Genomic DNA, 16,199 nt, shown 5'->3' on the forward strand with positions numbered 1-16,199 from the left:
AAAGACCGCTCACCATCACTTCCCCACCGATGAACTGCTACGACCGGCTGCACACGCGCGGCCTCAAGCTCCCGCAAGTGCCGACGCCGATCGGCAATTTCACGCACTGCACGCGCGAAGGCAATCTGCTGTTTCTATCCGGACAGGGTCCGCTCGACGAATCCGGCTCGCTGATGACCGGCAAGGTCGGCGCCACCGTCAGTGCGGACGAAGCGTACCGGCACGCTCAGATGGTCGGCCTGAATCTGCTTGCCGTGTTGCATAACGAACTGGGCGATTTACGGCGCGTGAAGCAGGTCGTCAAGCTGCTGGGCATGGTCAACGCGGCGCCGGATTTCACCGAGCATCCGCGCGTGATCAACGGCTGCTCGGATCTGTTCGTCGATGTATTCGGCGATGCCGGTCGGCATTCCCGCTCGGCGGTCGGCGTGGGCTCCCTGCCGGGCAATATTACCGTCGAGATCGAGGCGATCGTCGCGATCCAGGATTGACCGACGCCCAATTCTCAACAAATACCCAAATTTCCACATCTTCACAAAAGTTACACAGGTAAGCGACTATTCTTGCGCATCGCTGACCTGGGCGCGTGGATGCCCTGGCGCATCCTCCCCGTGCCGGAGACATTGCCATGTCTGTTGTGTCGAAGCCGTCCATTGCCTTCTATCGCAAACGTTTGGTGGGCGCACTGGCCGCCGTGTCGCTCTGCATGCTGCTCGGCGCTTGCGGCAACGACGATCCCGCACCGGACACGGGCACCACCAGTTCTACCGACGGCGCCGGCGATAACGGCGGCGCTTCACAGGTTCTGTCAGCGAATCCTTCTTCCGCTTCACCAGCGTTACCCGCAGTCACGATTCAAACCCCAGCACTGCCCGCATCAAGCGCCGACGCGGCGCTGTCCGCTGCCGCTTCGACGCCGCTCGCTACACCCGTCATCCACACCGTAGATTGAGTTCCGCGCCCCATGCGGCGCGTGGCTCACGCGCCGCATGGCTCGTTCCTCTTATGAAGATCGAAAGCCAAAACCATGACTTCAAAAAATCGCCGTGATTTTCTGCGCTCCGCCGCGCACGCCGCCGGTTCCGCCACCGCGTTGAGCATGTTGCCGCTGGGCATTCGCAACGCCCTCGCCATTCCAGCCAACAATAAGACCGGCACGATCCGCGACGTCGAGCATATCGTCGTGCTGATGCAGGAAAACCGCTCGTTCGACCACTACTTCGGCACGCTCAAGGGCGTACGCGGTTTCGGCGACACGCGCGCGATCAACCTGCCCAACGGCAAGCCGGTCTGGTACCAGCCGCTCGCCGCGGATGTCGGCTATGTGTTGCCGTTCCGCCCCACCGCGCCAAACCTCGGTCTGCAATTCCTGCAAGATCTCGCGCACGACTGGACCAGCACGCACGCAGCATGGAACGGCGGCCGCTACGATCAATGGGTGCCGTCCAAGGGCACCACGACGATGGCCTACCTCACGCGCGACGACATTCCGTTTCACTATCAACTCGCCGACGCCTTCACGATCTGCGACGCGTATCACTGCTCGCTGATGGGCCCGACCGACCCGAACCGTTACTACATGTGGAGCGGCTGGGTCGGCAACGACGGCAACGGCGGCGGCCCGGTGATCGACAACTCGGAACTCGGCTACGGCTGGTCCACATATCCGGAAGTGCTGCAGAACGCCGGCATCACCTGGAAGATCTATCAGGACATGGGTACAGGACTCAACGCCAGCGGCTCGTGGGGCTGGACGCAGAATCCGTACATCGGCAACTACGGCGATAACTCGCTGCTCTACTTCAACCAGTACCGCAACGCGCAACCGGGCAACCCGCTGTACGACAATGCCCGTACCGGTACGAACGTGGCGAATGGCGACGGCTACTTCGACATCCTCAAGCGCGACGTGCAGAACAACGCGCTGCCGCAAGTCTCGTGGATCGTCGCGCCGGAAGCGTATTCCGAGCACCCGAACTGGCCGTCGAACTACGGTGCGTGGTACGTCGATCAGGTTCTGCAGATTCTCACGTCGAATCCTGAGGTGTGGAGCAAGACGGTACTGCTGATCAATTACGACGAAAACGACGGCTTCTTCGATCATATGGCGTCGCCGTTCGCGCCGGCATCGAGCGCAAACGGTTTGTCCACCGTCGACACCAGCAATGAAAACTATGCGGGCAGCGGCAACACGCCGGCGGGTCCGTACGGACTCGGACCGCGTGTGCCGATGCTGGTGGTCTCGCCGTGGTCGAAAGGCGGCTACGTGTGCTCGGAACTGTTCGACCATACGTCGGTGATCCGCTTTATCGAAAAGCGCTTCGGCCAGCAGCACAATCTCGGCGAATCGAACATCACACCGTGGCGTCGTGCAGTGTGCGGCGATCTGATGTCGGCGTTCAACTTCAGCACCCCGAACGACGCGTTCCCGACTCTGCCGAGCACGGCCGGCTATGTGCCGCCCGATCAGAATCGTCATCCGGACTATGTACCGCTGCCGCCGCTCGTACAGGCCGTGCCGAAGCAGGAACCCGGCGTGCGCCCGGCGCGCGCGCTGCCGTACGAACTGTTCGTACGCGTGCACGGTGAAGGCGCGGAGAACAAGCTGACGATGCGTTTCGTCAATTCGGGCCGCGCGGGCGCCGTGTTTCTCGTCTATGCAGCCAATGGTCTAGCTGCGCCGCTGACCTACACGGTTGAAGCCGGCAAGCGGTTACAGGATCAACTGCCGTTGAATATCGACGGCACGTACGATTACACGGTGTACGGCCCGAACGGTTTTCTGCGCCGCTTCGCGGGCAAGCCGGTCGCAAGAAGCTGGTGGCACGGCTCCGACATTGCACGGCCGGAAGTCGCCGAAGGCTACGACGTCGCCAACGGCAATCTGCAATTGCGACTGGAAAATGTGGGCAGCGCGCGCTGCCAGTTCACCATCGTCAATGCCTATGACGCGCACAACGTGGTCAAGCATTCGGTGCGCGGCGGCGATACTGAACAGCTGTACCTCGATCTGCGTAACGCATACGGCTGGTACGACCTTGTGATCACCGTCGACACGGATCCGTCGTTCGCACGACGCTTCGCCGGACACGTGGAAACCGGCCGGAGCAGCATGAGCGATCCGGCGCTGGGGAGCTAAGCTTCAGTTCGGTTTCGATTCAGTCCGTACGAAAAGAAGCGGCCGCTGCGATAAAAAGCAGCGGCCGTTTTTTTGCCTTCACGTCTTGATGTGTAAGCCTTAATCTCAAGCCGCCACAGCCGACCTCACCGACTCACGCTCGCGCATTTTCTCTCGAATCGCCTGTACGACGAACTCCGCGTCGCGCGCGACGCCCGAGAAGCGCCCCGATCCCCATGTATGCAGCCACGGCAAACCGACGAAATACAAACCGTCGATCGGCGTAATGCCACGGGTATGCGCTGGATAACCACGACCATTGAACACCGGCGCGTCGAGCCAGCTAAAGTCGGGAGTAAAACCGATGCACCAGATAATTGCCGAAATGCCGCTAGTGTGGAGATCAAGTGTCGTACGTTCTTCGGCTGGCCTCCAGACGGGTTCGTAGACTTCACCCACCGGTGCGTCGATGCCATGCTTTTCAATGAAACCATCGATGCTCGCGTTGATCCGGTTGTACGTGTCGTCCGCGGCGTCGAGATTGGTCGCGAGCGTCGGTGCGAAATGGAGGTGCCCGTCGCGCAGGTCGTCGAGCCTGCCGTATAGCTCCATGCCTTCAGCGGCGAACTTGCGCAGATCGATGTCGCGGCCGCCGTCGCGGCCGGTCACATAGTGATTGGTGTTGTCGCGCACGCCTTCGCGCAACGGATGTTTTTCGACCGGCATGTCGTAGTACTGCATGTCGGCGAGCCAATCGACCACGTCACGCCCCCGATAAAAGCGCGCACAGCGTGGCGCCTCGCCAACCGCGAGCACCACTTTGCGTCCAGCCAGATGCAAGTCTTCTGCGATCTGCGCGCCGGATTGCCCCGTGCCGACCACCATGACCGCGCCTTCGGGCAAGGTCTCTGGATTCCGATACGCTGACGATTGCAACTGCACGATGCTTGCGGGCAAGCGCTCGGCGAGACGCGGCACGATCGGCGTGTGATAGCCACCCGAGGCGACCACGACCTGATCCGCTGTGAAATCGCCTTGCGTGGTCACGATCGCATAGACGCCGTCGTCGCGCTGCTTCACGCGTTTGACTTCCGCGTGCTCGATCACCGGTGCTTCGACGTGCGCGATGAAACCGTCGAGATAGCCGATGATCTCGTCCTTCTTCATGAACCCGTGCGGATCGTCACCCAGGTAGGGATAACCGGGCAACGCACACTGCCAGTTCGGCGTCACGAGACAGAACGCGTCCCAGCGTTGCTGCCGCCACGTATGCGTCACCGTGTTCTTTTCCACAACCAGATGGTCGATGCCGGCCTGCTTGAGGTAATAGCTGACCGACAGGCCCGCCTGCCCGCCGCCGATGACGAGCACGCTGTAATGCCCGTCAGCGCGCCCAGGATGGGTTGGATTCGACATGATGCGTCCTCTGCAAAAATAAGCGCCTAGCTGAATTCGATAACCTTGACGGTCGCTTCGGGTCGATCGCGAAAACGCTCGGCTTCGCGTTCGATCTGCGCGAGCTGATCCATCGCCGCCGAGCAGGCAAAGCCGTACTTCTCGCGCACGCGCTCCGAAGCGATACCCAACGCCTGCCGCGAACGTTCGACGAAGTCGTCCAGCGCATAGGCCTCGCCAGGTTTGAAGAAATCACCAATGACGAGCGACGGCGAATAACAGTTCGCTTCATCGCCATCGGGCCACTGAATCCGAAAGTGCATGACAGGCATCGCAAATCCTCAATTGATCAATGAATAGCTAATGCGCGCGCTGCCAGCAATTGGCGGTACACGTCGACGTGACGCCGAGCGCTTGCGGCCCAACTAAAGCGTGCGAGTAACCTGGGCACGGCCTGCTCGAAATCAATTCGACTACCGCTGCCGCCGAGAGCACGTAGCAACGCCGCCGCTATCGACTCGACATCGGTCGGATTCGCCCAGTAACACGTGGAGTCGTCGAGATACTCGGTGAACGGCGCGATTGCCGAGGCAACCACCGGCGTGCCACTAGCAAGCGCCTCCAGCACCACCAGACCGAAGCCCTCGCGCAACGACACCATCGACAACACGTCTGCGCTGCGAAAGAGTGCGGGCATGGCGGCGTCTTCGAGCGGCCCGGTCACGACCACGCTTTCGCCCGGGCCAATTGACAGCCCCAACTCCGCAGCTCGCTTAATCACGCCACGGGCGTAGACGTCGTGGTCGAGCAGGCTCGCGCCGCCGGCAATCACAAGTTGCGCGCCCGGCAACGTGCGCAGCACCAACGCAAATGCTTCCAGCAGCGCGAGGGTGTTCTTGCGCGCTTCGATACCGCCCACTGAAAGTACGATCGGGCCACTATCAATACCCAAGCGCCGCGTGATCTGCGCGTCGTGCTCGTCTTGGTCAGGCGTGAAGCGCGCGATGTCGACACCGTTCGGCACCGTCAGCGCCGCAATACCGAGTGTCGAACGCATCTCTCGCGTCCATGTATCGCTGACACACAACACTTGCTCCGCATCCTCGTACGCCCGCCGCTGCCATGCAGCAAGACGGGGATCGTCGAAATGATCCAGGTGATGAACGGTGCGCATGAAACCACGAATGAGTCCTTGCGCTCTCAGTTCCGCGAGTGCGTTGCCGCTGATACTGTCCTGCGCGTGCAAGACATCAAACGACCACGCGTCGTGTTCCATCAAGGTCTGCTTGAATGCATGGATACGCGCCTCCACCATGGCAACCGTGCTGGTCTGCGATAGCTTGATCGGCGCATAGACCACGCGGCATGGCGGCAGGCGGAACAGCGTCTCGCCCGGCGCAGCCGGCGCAAAGACGGTCACATCATGACCGAGCGCGGTCAACGCGGTCGCCAGTTCAAGCGTATGCACCACCCCGCCACGCGGATTGACCGAATGCGTCAGCAACGCGATACGCAACGGGTTCATCGCAAACCGTCCTTCGCGATCATGAACGGCTCGCGATTAAAATCCCACAACACCGCCGCCTCATCGTGGTGACGCAAAACCACCTCACACGTCGCATCGACCGAACCGATCACGGCGCAAGCGAGCGAACGCGAATCGAACTGCCCCTGCACGGCGTCCACCTGATCTTCGCGAACCGATAGCAGATAGCCGAAGCTCGGAAAAGCGGTGACCCAACGCTCCAAGGGGACGTCAGCAGGCTTCGGAATACGCTCGAGATTGATTCGCGCACCCACTCGTGAACACTCGAGAAGCATCAGCGCCGTGCCGAGTGTGCCGGCCATGCTGATGTCCTTCGCCGCGTCGCATAGGCCACTTTCCGCCAGCCGCGGAAGCAGTTCGAGATCCGCTCTCAAACGTTCAGGCGGCGCACCCACCGACGCATTCCAGAACGGATACGGTTCCTCGAAATGCCCGCGCAGATCGACGGCCATCATCAAACGATCACCGGGCTTTGCATTGAAGCTCGACAAGAGCGCTTTCGCGCGCCCTACGATCGACACCGCCAGTTGCGCCGCATCACTGCGTGTATTCGTATGACCGCCGACTATCGGCACGCCATAAGCAACGGACGCCGCTGCCATGCCGGCGAGCACCTCCTCGGCGGCGCCGATGCCTCGACTCCATAGCGCATCGACCACCGCCAGCGGCCGTCCGCCCATCGCGTAGATATCGCTAATGTTGACCATCACGCTGCTGTAGCCGGCGAACCACGGCATTGCGCTCACGAAATCGCTGACCATGCCTTCGATGGCGAACAGGAGATAGCCATCGCCATCGGCAATGGCCGCGCAATCGTCGCCAAGTGCAACAGCCTGCGCGAGATCCTGCGTGCCGCCAGGCAGACGCCGGGCGAGTGCGCCGACCACGTCGACGATATCCGTCTTGTGCCGAAACCCGCGACTTTCGCGCAGGCTGGCGACGAGATCGGCCACGCTTGTCATGCCGCGCTCCGTGCGGAAGCTGCGCGGTGCGGTTGAGTATGTGTCACGAAGCCGCTATACGGCGTCACGCATGGCGGATACCAATCCAGTTGCGCCTGCATCAGATGATGCGGCCGGCCCAACAACGTTTCCTCTGCAAGCACGTCCCAATGCATTGCGCAAAAGAGCGGCACGTTCTGGCTCTGCACATGGGCGAGAAAAGTCTCGCAGCCGAGCGCATGGGCACTGCTCACGGCGAGACGAATCAGCGTCGCGCCGACTTTTCCGTAGCGGCGAAACGCGGCATGCACGGCCAGACGTGAACCGAACCACACGCTGCCCTCGTCGCGATGAATCCGCACAGTGCCGACCACCTGCTCCGGCATGCCGGCAACACAACTCACTGCTACCAGTTGCTGCGCGTGCGTGTCGATATCGTCGCGATCGTCGCCGACAAAAATGCCCTGCTCGATGCAGAACACCGCGCGCCGCAACATGTGCGCTTCATCGGCCTCCCAATCGAGCGTCGTCCACTTGATGCGGAATTCGCTCGGCGCATAGGGTGCGAAACCCACGTCGCCTTCCAGTGCCTCGCCTGCGATCGCCTCACCGAACATGATCACTCCTCGTACGACGACAACGACGAACACGCGCCGCATTTTCCGCAGCCGGCTTTGATATCGCTTGAGCGCATCGCGGCCACGTTCAGCATTGCGCCGAGCGGTTGCAGAACGGACTTCATGAATTCAGGCGTGGGTGCGGGATGATCTTCGAGCGGCGTCCCACTGATCGGCACGAAGGGCACAACGAACGGATAGACACCGAGCTCGATCAACTCGCGCGACATGGACAGAATGGCCTCCGCGCTATCACCAAGACCGGCGAGTATGTACGTACTCACCTGACCGCGTCCGAACACAGCAACTGCCGCCTTGAACGCTTCCATGTAGCGCGCCGGCGGCACGCTCGCCTTGCCCGGCATGATGCGTTCGCGCAACGCGGGCGTCACCACTTCGAGATGCATGCCGAGCGTATCGATGCCGCTCGCTTTCATGCGCGCGAACCAGCGGTCGTCGTCGGGTGGTTCGCATTGCGCCTGGATCGGCAGATCGACCGCCGCTTTGATAGCGAAGGCGCTTTCGCACAGAATCTGCGCGCCGCGATCGGACGTGGGCGGCGTGCCGGTGGTCAGCACCATATGCTTGACGCCGTCGAGCAATACGGCCGCGCGCGCCACTTCAGCCAATTGCTCCGGCGTCTTGCGCGCAATCGTGCGGCCTGCTGCGAGCGATTGTCCAATCGCGCAGAACTTGCAGCTCTTGCGGCGGCTCTCATAGCGAATGCAGGTCTGCAGCACCGTCGTGGCCAACACGTCCGCACTATGCAGTGCGGCAATGTGCGAGTAAGGCACGCCGTCGAGCGTCTGCATGCCGTAAAAGCGCGGGGCTTTAGGAAAGCTGATATTGGCAATCGGGATCGTGCCGCGCAGCAAGGCGCTCGAGCCGTTTGCGTCCGGCGTCTGTGCGACGAACGGCGAGTGCCAGGCGGTGCTCGTATGCACCGGCACCATGATCGTCACGCCGTCCACCGTCACAGCCTTGTGGTCCGATGGTCCTGCGCCGCCGCGCCGGCTCGCCGCGCCCGCATCCGGAGACACGAGCCGCAAACCAGCCGACTGCAATTCAGTCATCAATTGCCGGCTCGCTGCCGACAGTGTCTCGCTGGAGCTCATCGCGCCATCCCTCGTTTGAATTGAAACCCGTGCTCGAAGCACTGGACCAGGCCGGCATCGGCGCGACGGTTTCCGCCGGCCGCCGGTTGATCGCAAGACTCAGCAATTCCGGCCGCGCGTAGTGGCCGACCGAATCCATCATGCGTTTGCGCTTGGTGATCAAGGCCATGTCGAGATCGGCGATCACCATGCCTTCGCCTTCACGAAGCGGCTGCGCCAGATGCTGTCCTTCCGGCGACACGATCGCGGTGTTGCAGCCGCCACGCAGCGCCTTCTGCAAATTCGTATCGGGTGTGACCGAGGCAATCTGCACTTCGCTCAGCCAGCCCGTTGCATTGACCACGAAACAGCCCGACTCCAGTGCGTGATGCCGGATCGTCACTTCGATCTGATCGGCGAAGATCGGTCCCACCAGTGAGCCGGGAAACTGGCTGCAATGAATCTCCTCGTGCTGCGTCATCAACGCATAGCGCGCGAGCGGGTTGTAATGCTCCCAGCACGCGAGCGCGCCGACACGCGCCACCGCCGTTTGCGCGACCTTCAGGCCGGCCGCATCGCCCTGCCCCCAGATCATCCGTTCATGAAACGTGGGCGTGATCTTGCGACGCTTGAGCAGCAGTTGGCCGTCCACGTCGAAGATCAACTGCGTGTTGTAGAGACTGCCGTGATCGCGCTCATTGACGCCAAGCACCACCACCATCCGATGCAAACGCGCCTGCTCGGCCACCACTTGCGTCACCGGGCCCGGCACGATCACAGCTTCCTCGTAGAGCTTCATGTGATCGGCGCCGGAAGCAACCGGTGGGCGCACGAATGAAAAGTACGGGTAGTACGGCACGAAGGTTTCGGGGAATACGATCAGTTGCACGCCTTCGCGCGCCGCTTTCTCGATGGCCTCGCATACCTTCTCGAGGGTGCCGCCGCTGCGCTCGAAGTCCGGTGCAATCTGGACCGCGGCGGCACGCACGATGCGTTTGTCGGACATAGTGATCACCCGCCTCTCGTCAAACCGTCCACGTGTGGATGATCAGCGCGTTGTCCTTGCGATGAAGCAGCTGGATATCGAGCACGTCGAGCGGACTGATCGGGCGGATACCTTCGATCAACGAAGCTTCGCCGTGCCCGTACAAGGCTTGCAGTGCGAAGCGGCAGGCGTACACCTTGCCGCCCTCTTCCATGAACTTCATCAGTTGCTTGTTGAAGTTAAGGTGGCCGGGGAACGCTTCGTCGCCGAGCGTTGGAAAGCCGCGTTGCAGACCGAGCGTGACACCCGGCCCGTAAAGCAGCACCGACGTCTCGAAGCCTTTGCGTTGCAAGCGCGTGGCTTGCAACAGATTGACGAAACCGATCGACCCCTCGAACGCGACCGTATGAAACGTGACGAGTGCCTTCTCGCCTGGTTCGGCCTTCACGTCTTCGAAGACTTTCTCTTCGTAGTCGACAAGGTAATCGCCTTTCTGATGCAGCGGTTTATTGACGGCTGGCATGACACTCTCCGATCAGGGTTGCTAAGTAAAAGATGGCGCGCTCAATCCGTGCGCGCTTCTCTCAATGCAACGGCCGTGCCATTGATCGGTCATGCCAATGCGATCAATCAGCAATCAATTCCGCCTCGATTCGACATGCGACTCGAAAAATTTTTAGGCGTGAAGCTTGCATATAGCCGGGACGTCGCGGGCAGGAGCCCTCGACCCCGCGATATCGCACCAGCCAAGTGCGATTTGCCTGCCGGGACGAGTCAGCGTGGTGCACTCATTCACCACAGACGATCAATCCGATCATTGATCGCATCCGGATGCGATCAATGATCTCCACCCCCCAGCCGAAGGCTACAAATGAGCAGCCCGACACATCACTGGATCAAACGCCTCGCCGACACCCGCAAGCCGGCCTACCTCGCGATTCCCGATCTGATCGAAGAAGATCTGGCCACCGGCCGCCTGCGTCCACGCGACCGCTTGCCGGGGCTGCGTGATCTGGCCGAGGAACTCGCGCTGAACTACACGACGGTGGCGCGCGCATATGCGGAAGCGCGCAAGCGCGGTCTGCTCGACTCGCGCGCGGGCAGCGGCACCTTCGTGCGTGGTCGAACCGCCACCTTGCCGCTCGCCGGCGGCAGCAGCATCGAGATGTCGATGAATACGCCACCCGAGCCGCCCGATTTCGCGGCCCGTTTGCGCGATTCGGCAGCGCGCCTGATGAGCGGCAGCGATCCGTATCAGTTGCTGCGCTATCAGGACTTCGGCGGCTCGGCTGCCGACAAGGACGCGGGCGCCGAATGGCTGAAGCGTCGCGTGCCGCATTGCGACGCGCAGAACGTGCTGGTGTGCCCCGGCATTCATAGCGCGCTGGTCGCGCTCGTCTCGCAGTTGGCGCGGCCCGGCGGCACGATCTGTCTCGACACGCTGGCTTACCCCGGCATCAAGGCCATTGCCGCGCAACTCGGTGTGCGTCTGCAGGCCCTGCCGCGCGACGACGAAGGTCCGCTCGCGCACGCCTTCGAAGCGCTCTGCAAGACCGACAAACCGAGCGCGTTCTATTGCAATCCGACGCTGCAGAATCCAAGCACGTTGACGCTCACGCACAAACGGCGCGAGGCGCTCGCCGATGTCGCGTTGCGCTACAGCGTTCCGATCATCGAAGACGATGCGTATGCGATGCTGCCGCAAAGTGCGCCCGATGCGCTCGCGAGCTTCGCTCCCGAACTGACCTACTACGTAACGGGTTTATCGAAGAGTCTCGGCGCCGGTCTGCGAGTGGCGCATTTGCACGCGCCGACTGCCAGGCAAACGCAGCGCCTCGCCGGCGCGTTGCGCGCAACAACGGTGATGGCGAGTCCGTTCACCGTCACGCTCGCAACACAATGGATCGTCGACGGCACCGCGCTCGATATGCTCAACGCGATCCGCAATGAATCGCGCGCACGCCAGGCGATTGCATCGCGCATGCTCGAAGCGTGGCCTTACGAAGCGCACGCGGATGGCTTTCATTTGTGGTTGCCGGTGCCGGCCGAAAGCGGCTGGAGTGCATCCGAACTCGCATTGCAACTGCGCAACCAGGGCATCGCTGCCGTTGCAGGAGCGGCGTTTTCCACCGACGGCAATCCGCCGAACGCAATGCGTGTGTGCCTCGGTGGTTCAAAGACGCGCGACGAATGCGAAGAGGCACTGCGCATCGTAGGTGAGACACTCGATCATCCGCATCATCTGCATTCTCCGGTGATGTGAAACCATCTGTGCGCATCGGTATATAGCGTCATCTCCGGCGTTATCGTCATACGAATACAGCACCCTGCAACTCACTGCCAGGGCGCTGTTTCGGCATCCATTGAAAACCCCGCAGCGCGCGAAAAAGTGTGTAGCATCGCGCCGCGCCGCCACGAGCGGCGTTGCCGGCCGCCGTCAGAAACTGAAAGCATTACCTGCTCAAGTCCCCACTGCCGGCGCCGTATACCGCGTATGAGGCCCCCGCCTCACCGACTACGGTTCACTGCTTACTCCGAAAGACTCCCAACATGTTCTCCTCCATTCGCGCGCGCATCGTCGCCCTGTGCGTCGCCATCGTTGTGGTCGCGCTCGCTGCTAACGCGGTTCTCAACTATGTCGTCGCCAACTCGTACAACGCCGATGCGATCGAAAGCAGTTTGAACGCCGTCGAAAGCGGTCATGCAGACGGTATCGAAGATTGGATCGCCTCCAATAGTCAGATGATCAACTCGCTGCAGGACGCAGTGCTGCAACCCGATCCATCCGCCGCGTTGAAGCAGATCGCCGCAGCCGGCAAGTTCACCAACGTGTATGTCGGCTACGCGGACAAGACCGCGAAGTTTTCGGACCCGACCGGCATTCCGCCCGACTACGATCCGACCGGCCGTCCCTGGTACAAGCAGGCCGCCGCAGCGGGCAAGCCGGTAGTAACGCCGCCCTATGTGGACGTGGGCACGGGCAAGCTGGTGGTCGCATTCGCCGCGCCCGTAGTGCGCGACGGCGTGGTGAAAGGCGTGGTGTCCGGCGACGTCGCGATGGACAGCGTGATTGCCAACGTCAAGGCAATTCATCCGACGCCCGCGAGCTTCGGCATGTTGATCGACGCGAGCGGCCATATCGTCGCGCATCCGGATGCCAAGCTGACCTTGAAGCCGGTATCGGACCTCGCCCCCGCACTGACCAGCGACAAGGTGACTGCGCTTTTCAGCGCCGAGCACCCTGTCGAAGTCGAAGTGAACGGCAGCACGAAGCTGCTGCGCGCCGAGGCCATTCCCGGCACCGACTGGTACGCGGTCGTCGCACTCGACAAATCGGAAGCGACGGCGGGCATGCGATCGCTGTTGACTGCTTCGGTGATTGCCTTGATCGTGATCGCCGCGATCGCCGCCGCCATCGTGGCCGCGGTCACCGCTGTATCGTTCCAGCGCCTGTCGAAAGTACGCGATGCGATGGACGCGATCGGCTCGGGCGAAGGCGATCTGACACAACGTCTGCCAGCGGTCGGCAACGACGAAGTCGCGCAGATCGCGCGCTCGTTCAACACCTTCATCGACAAACTCAGCCACGTGATGCGCCAGATTCGCGATGCCAGCGAATCGGTGCGCGTGGCCGCCAATGAAATCGCCGCCGGCAACGTCGATCTGTCGGGCCGCACCGAATCAGCGGCAGCCAGCCTGCAACAGACGGCGGCGTCGATGGAAGAAATCACCTCGACGGTTACGCAATCGGCGAGCGCCGCGAAGCAGGCCGACGATACGGCCGTGTCCGCGTCGCAGGTCGCCTCGCGCGGCGGCGTAGTGATCTCCGAAGTGATTACGACGATGGGCGAGATCGAACATGCGTCCGTGAAGATCTCGGACATCATCGGCGTAATCGACGGCATCGCATTCCAGACCAACATTCTCGCGTTGAACGCAGCGGTGGAGGCCGCACGCGCCGGCGAACAGGGCCGCGGTTTCGCGGTGGTCGCCGGCGAAGTGCGCAGCCTCGCGCAACGCAGTGCGCAGGCCGCGAAGGAGATCAAGGGGCTGATCGAAGCAACCGTGGCGAGCGTGACCTCCGGGTCGGGCCAGGTGCGCCAGGCCGGCGAGACGATGACAGAGATCGTCAGCAACGTCGCCAACGTGACCACCATCATTTCCGAAATCACCCAGGCGGCCAACGAGCAAACGCGCGGCATTCAGGAAGTAAACCGCGCAGTCAGCCAACTCGATGAAATGGTTCAGCAGAACGCCGCGCTGGTGGAGGAATCCACAGCGGCCGCTGCCGCCTTGCAAAGCCAGGCCGTGAGTCTTGCCGGTGCCGTGACGCAATTCAAGCTGGACTAAGATCCACCAAAGGAAATCGCAGTGACGTTCTATAGAAATCTGAAGATCGCCGTCAAGTTGGCGCTGCTCGGCGCGGTGCTGCTCGCCGCGACCATAGTGGTGGGCCTGGAAGGATGGCACGCGCTGTCGAATACGCATGCTCTGCAAATCCAGTCCGCGCAAACGCTCAGTCAATACGCGCAAGCCGCCGACACAGCGCGCGTCGCACAGGTCGAATTCAAGAAACAGGTGCAGGAATGGAAAGACCTGTTGCTGCGCGGCGCGGATCCGGCTGCGTTCGCCAAGTACCGTGACGCCTTCAGCAAGGAAAGCGGCACGACGCACGCCGCGCTGTTGCGTCTGAAGGATCAACTGAGTGCATTGGGCGCCAACGTCGACGGCGTTGACAAGGCGCTCGCCACGCACGCCTCGTTGCAGGACAGTTACCTCGACGCGCTCAAACACTACGATGCGGCCGATCCGAATACGGCGCACATCGTCGACGGACTGGTCAAAGGCATCGACCGCGCGCCGACCGCCGCTATCGACGACATCGTCGCCCTGGTGATGCAGCAGGCGCAAGACTCCAGCGTGCGCACGGGCGATGCCGCGGAACATGCGTACACGCTCGCCTGCGTGCTGCTGTTGTCGGTCGTGATCTGCTCGCTCGGCGTGGGCACCTTCGCGGTCTGGTTCCTGAGCCGTAGCATCACGGTGCCGGTCAGGCAAGCGGTAGGCGTCGCGCAGGCGGTTGCGGCAGGCGATCTGCGTGCCGATGTCGCCGTGGTGAGTCGAGACGAAACCGGTCAGCTGCTAGTCGCGCTCACCGAAATGAATCAACGCCTGCGGCACATCGTCAGCGAGATTCGTGAAGGCGCACACACGATTTCCTCGGCGACGCGGGAGATCGCCGCGGGTAACCTCGATCTGTCGGCGCGCACGGAGCAGCAGGCCGCCTCGCTCGAGGAAACCGCCGCGTCGATGCAGCATTTCACCGACTCGGTTCAGCGCAACGCCAGCAACGCACGCGAGGCCACCACGCTCGCTCAAACCGCAGCGCAAGCGGCACGCGACGGCGGTGTGGTGATGACCGATGCCGTGCGCACCATGGGCCAGATCGATGCGGCATCCAAGCGCATCGTCGATATCATCGCGGTGGTTGAAGCGATCGCTGCGCAGACCAATATTCTGGCGCTTAACGCAGCGGTTGAAGCGGCGCGGGCCGGCACGCAGGGACGCGGTTTCGCGGTGGTCGCGAGTGAAGTGCGCAGTCTCGCTCAACGCTCGGCCGATGCCGCGCGTGAGATCAAGGCGTTGATTCGTGAGTCGGTGGCCACGATCGACGCCGGTACGCAGTTGATCAATCACGCAAGCAATACGATGGACGGCGTGGTGCAAAGCGCGGGCAGCGTGACGCGTATCGTTGAGGCGATCGCGACGGCCAGCGTCGATCAGGCTGCAGGTATTGCGGAAGTGAACGATGCGGTCACGCAGATGGATCAGGTGACGCAGAGTAATGCGGCTTTGGTGGAGCAGGCGGCTGCGGCGGCCGATGCGGTGCAGAGTAAGGCTTCAGGGTTGGTGCAAAGTGTGAGTTTCTTTCGGATTGGTGCTGTAGCTTCTTAATCAAGACTCAAAGTCGAGGCCGCCGAGTAAGACCGTCGGCTCGGCCTGGGTGTGCGAGATGAAGTCCAGTTCGCGGACGTGGCGCCAGGCTTCGAGCTTGCGGGGTAACGCGGCCAGGTAGCCGGCGAAGCGGGATGGGCCTTCTGGGCCCATCAGGCGTTCTATTTCGTCGCTGTCCCAGGTTAGGTATAGGTTCAACGGGTGTGCGTAGTGGCGGAGGTCTTCGATCGGGGTTGCGTGGATTCGCACTCGGGTGGGGTGGCCGTGGCCGCCGTAGGGGAGGACCTCCGTGTGCACGGTTGTCGCGAAACAGGCGGCGATTGCTTCGGCTATGCGGGGGGCGAATTGTTCGTCGAAACGGGTTGCACTCTCTGGACGCATCTATGTCTCCGATGTTCTGTGCGATGAACGGAGCATCGTAGCATGTGAGACGGCCGCCCTCGCCGAGGCGATGGGTGTCAAAGAATCGACCGTTGAAACTTACGCCAAGCGCGCATTCGCGAAGCTTGGCGTGAATTCGCGCCGCGGGTTGTTGTCGCTGGTGCATG

The 16,199-nt window shown here is 62.1% G+C and carries 15 protein-coding genes and 1 pseudogene; 7 read left to right on the forward strand and 9 right to left on the reverse strand.

What is annotated here, in order from left to right:
- The first annotated feature begins 29 nt into the window (after positions 1–29).
- The 3 genes from BM438_RS31855 (at position 30) to BM438_RS31865 (ending at position 3,139) form a co-directional block, all read left to right on the forward strand.
- A complete protein-coding gene (locus BM438_RS31855; protein ID WP_054040495.1) occupies positions 30–491 on the forward strand; it encodes a RidA family protein in 462 nt (153 codons plus the stop codon).
- A gap of 137 nt (positions 492–628) precedes the next feature.
- Positions 629–952, forward strand: a complete 324-nt coding sequence (locus BM438_RS31860) for a hypothetical protein (protein WP_093643152.1) — start codon at positions 629–631, stop codon at positions 950–952.
- A gap of 75 nt (positions 953–1,027) precedes the next feature.
- Entirely contained in the window at positions 1,028–3,139 is a 2,112-nt protein-coding gene (locus BM438_RS31865) for a phosphocholine-specific phospholipase C (protein WP_093643155.1), read from the forward strand.
- A gap of 105 nt (positions 3,140–3,244) precedes the next feature.
- Here the strand turns inward: BM438_RS31865 and BM438_RS31870 are convergent, their stop codons facing one another.
- Genes BM438_RS31870 through BM438_RS31905 form a run of 8 tightly spaced genes read right to left on the reverse strand, consistent with a single transcriptional unit; the run spans position 3,245 to position 10,219 of the window.
- Positions 3,245–4,534 (reverse strand): MSMEG_0569 family flavin-dependent oxidoreductase, encoded by a 1,290-nt coding sequence (locus tag BM438_RS31870; RefSeq protein ID WP_093643158.1) that lies wholly within the window; start codon positions 4,532–4,534, stop codon positions 3,245–3,247.
- 26 nt (positions 4,535–4,560) lie between these two features.
- Positions 4,561–4,845: an MSMEG_0570 family nitrogen starvation response protein gene (locus BM438_RS31875; protein WP_093643161.1), complete on the reverse strand. Its 285-nt coding sequence runs from the start codon at positions 4,843–4,845 to the stop codon at positions 4,561–4,563.
- 17 nt (positions 4,846–4,862) lie between these two features.
- On the reverse strand, positions 4,863–6,038 hold the full coding sequence (locus BM438_RS31880) for an MSMEG_0565 family glycosyltransferase (RefSeq protein ID WP_093643164.1): 1,176 nt from the start codon (positions 6,036–6,038) through the stop codon (positions 4,863–4,865).
- Positions 6,035–7,021, reverse strand: a complete 987-nt coding sequence (locus tag BM438_RS31885) for a sll0787 family AIR synthase-like protein (RefSeq protein ID WP_093643166.1) — start codon at positions 7,019–7,021, stop codon at positions 6,035–6,037. Before BM438_RS31885 ends, BM438_RS31880 begins: the two co-directional genes overlap by 4 nt.
- Positions 7,018–7,617: an MSMEG_0567/Sll0786 family nitrogen starvation N-acetyltransferase gene (locus BM438_RS31890; protein ID WP_093643169.1), complete on the reverse strand. Its 600-nt coding sequence runs from the start codon at positions 7,615–7,617 to the stop codon at positions 7,018–7,020. The genes BM438_RS31885 and BM438_RS31890 overlap by 4 nt, the downstream gene beginning before the upstream one ends.
- Before the next feature lie 2 nt (positions 7,618–7,619).
- On the reverse strand, positions 7,620–8,690 hold the full coding sequence (locus BM438_RS31895; RefSeq protein ID WP_093643173.1) for an MSMEG_0568 family radical SAM protein: 1,071 nt from the start codon (positions 8,688–8,690) through the stop codon (positions 7,620–7,622).
- Positions 8,683–9,717, reverse strand: a complete 1,035-nt coding sequence (locus BM438_RS31900; RefSeq protein WP_093643176.1) for a Nit6803 family nitrilase — start codon at positions 9,715–9,717, stop codon at positions 8,683–8,685. The genes BM438_RS31895 and BM438_RS31900 overlap by 8 nt, the downstream gene beginning before the upstream one ends.
- 19 nt (positions 9,718–9,736) lie before the next feature.
- Positions 9,737–10,219 (reverse strand): MSMEG_0572/Sll0783 family nitrogen starvation response protein, encoded by a 483-nt coding sequence (locus tag BM438_RS31905; RefSeq protein ID WP_054040483.1) that lies wholly within the window; start codon positions 10,217–10,219, stop codon positions 9,737–9,739.
- A gap of 348 nt (positions 10,220–10,567) precedes the next feature.
- Between BM438_RS31905 and BM438_RS31910 the strand changes: the two genes are divergently transcribed.
- The 3 genes from BM438_RS31910 (at position 10,568) to BM438_RS31920 (ending at position 15,651) form a co-directional block, all read left to right on the forward strand.
- A complete protein-coding gene (locus BM438_RS31910; protein ID WP_093643179.1) occupies positions 10,568–11,959 on the forward strand; it encodes an aminotransferase-like domain-containing protein in 1,392 nt (463 codons plus the stop codon).
- A gap of 287 nt (positions 11,960–12,246) precedes the next feature.
- Complete coding sequence (locus tag BM438_RS31915) at positions 12,247–14,046, forward strand: methyl-accepting chemotaxis protein (RefSeq protein ID WP_093643181.1); 1,800 nt, start codon at positions 12,247–12,249, stop codon at positions 14,044–14,046.
- A gap of 21 nt (positions 14,047–14,067) precedes the next feature.
- Positions 14,068–15,651, forward strand: a complete 1,584-nt coding sequence (locus tag BM438_RS31920) for a methyl-accepting chemotaxis protein (protein WP_093643184.1) — start codon at positions 14,068–14,070, stop codon at positions 15,649–15,651.
- On the opposite strand, the gene BM438_RS31925 is transcribed toward BM438_RS31920, so the two are convergent.
- Complete coding sequence (locus BM438_RS31925) at positions 15,652–16,032, reverse strand: DUF5594 family protein (RefSeq protein WP_093643187.1); 381 nt, start codon at positions 16,030–16,032, stop codon at positions 15,652–15,654. It lies immediately after the preceding gene.
- Between BM438_RS31925 and BM438_RS46875 the strand changes: the two are divergent.
- Positions 15,983–16,174: pseudogene (locus tag BM438_RS46875) on the forward strand (LuxR C-terminal-related transcriptional regulator); the annotation flags it as partial. The gene BM438_RS31925 and the pseudogene BM438_RS46875 sit on opposite strands and share 50 nt — an antisense overlap.
- Between the last annotated feature and the right edge of the window lie 25 nt (positions 16,175–16,199).

The sequence above is a fragment of the Paraburkholderia aspalathi genome (assembly GCF_900116445.1).
In the GTDB taxonomy this organism is placed as follows: domain Bacteria; phylum Pseudomonadota; class Gammaproteobacteria; order Burkholderiales; family Burkholderiaceae; genus Paraburkholderia; species Paraburkholderia aspalathi.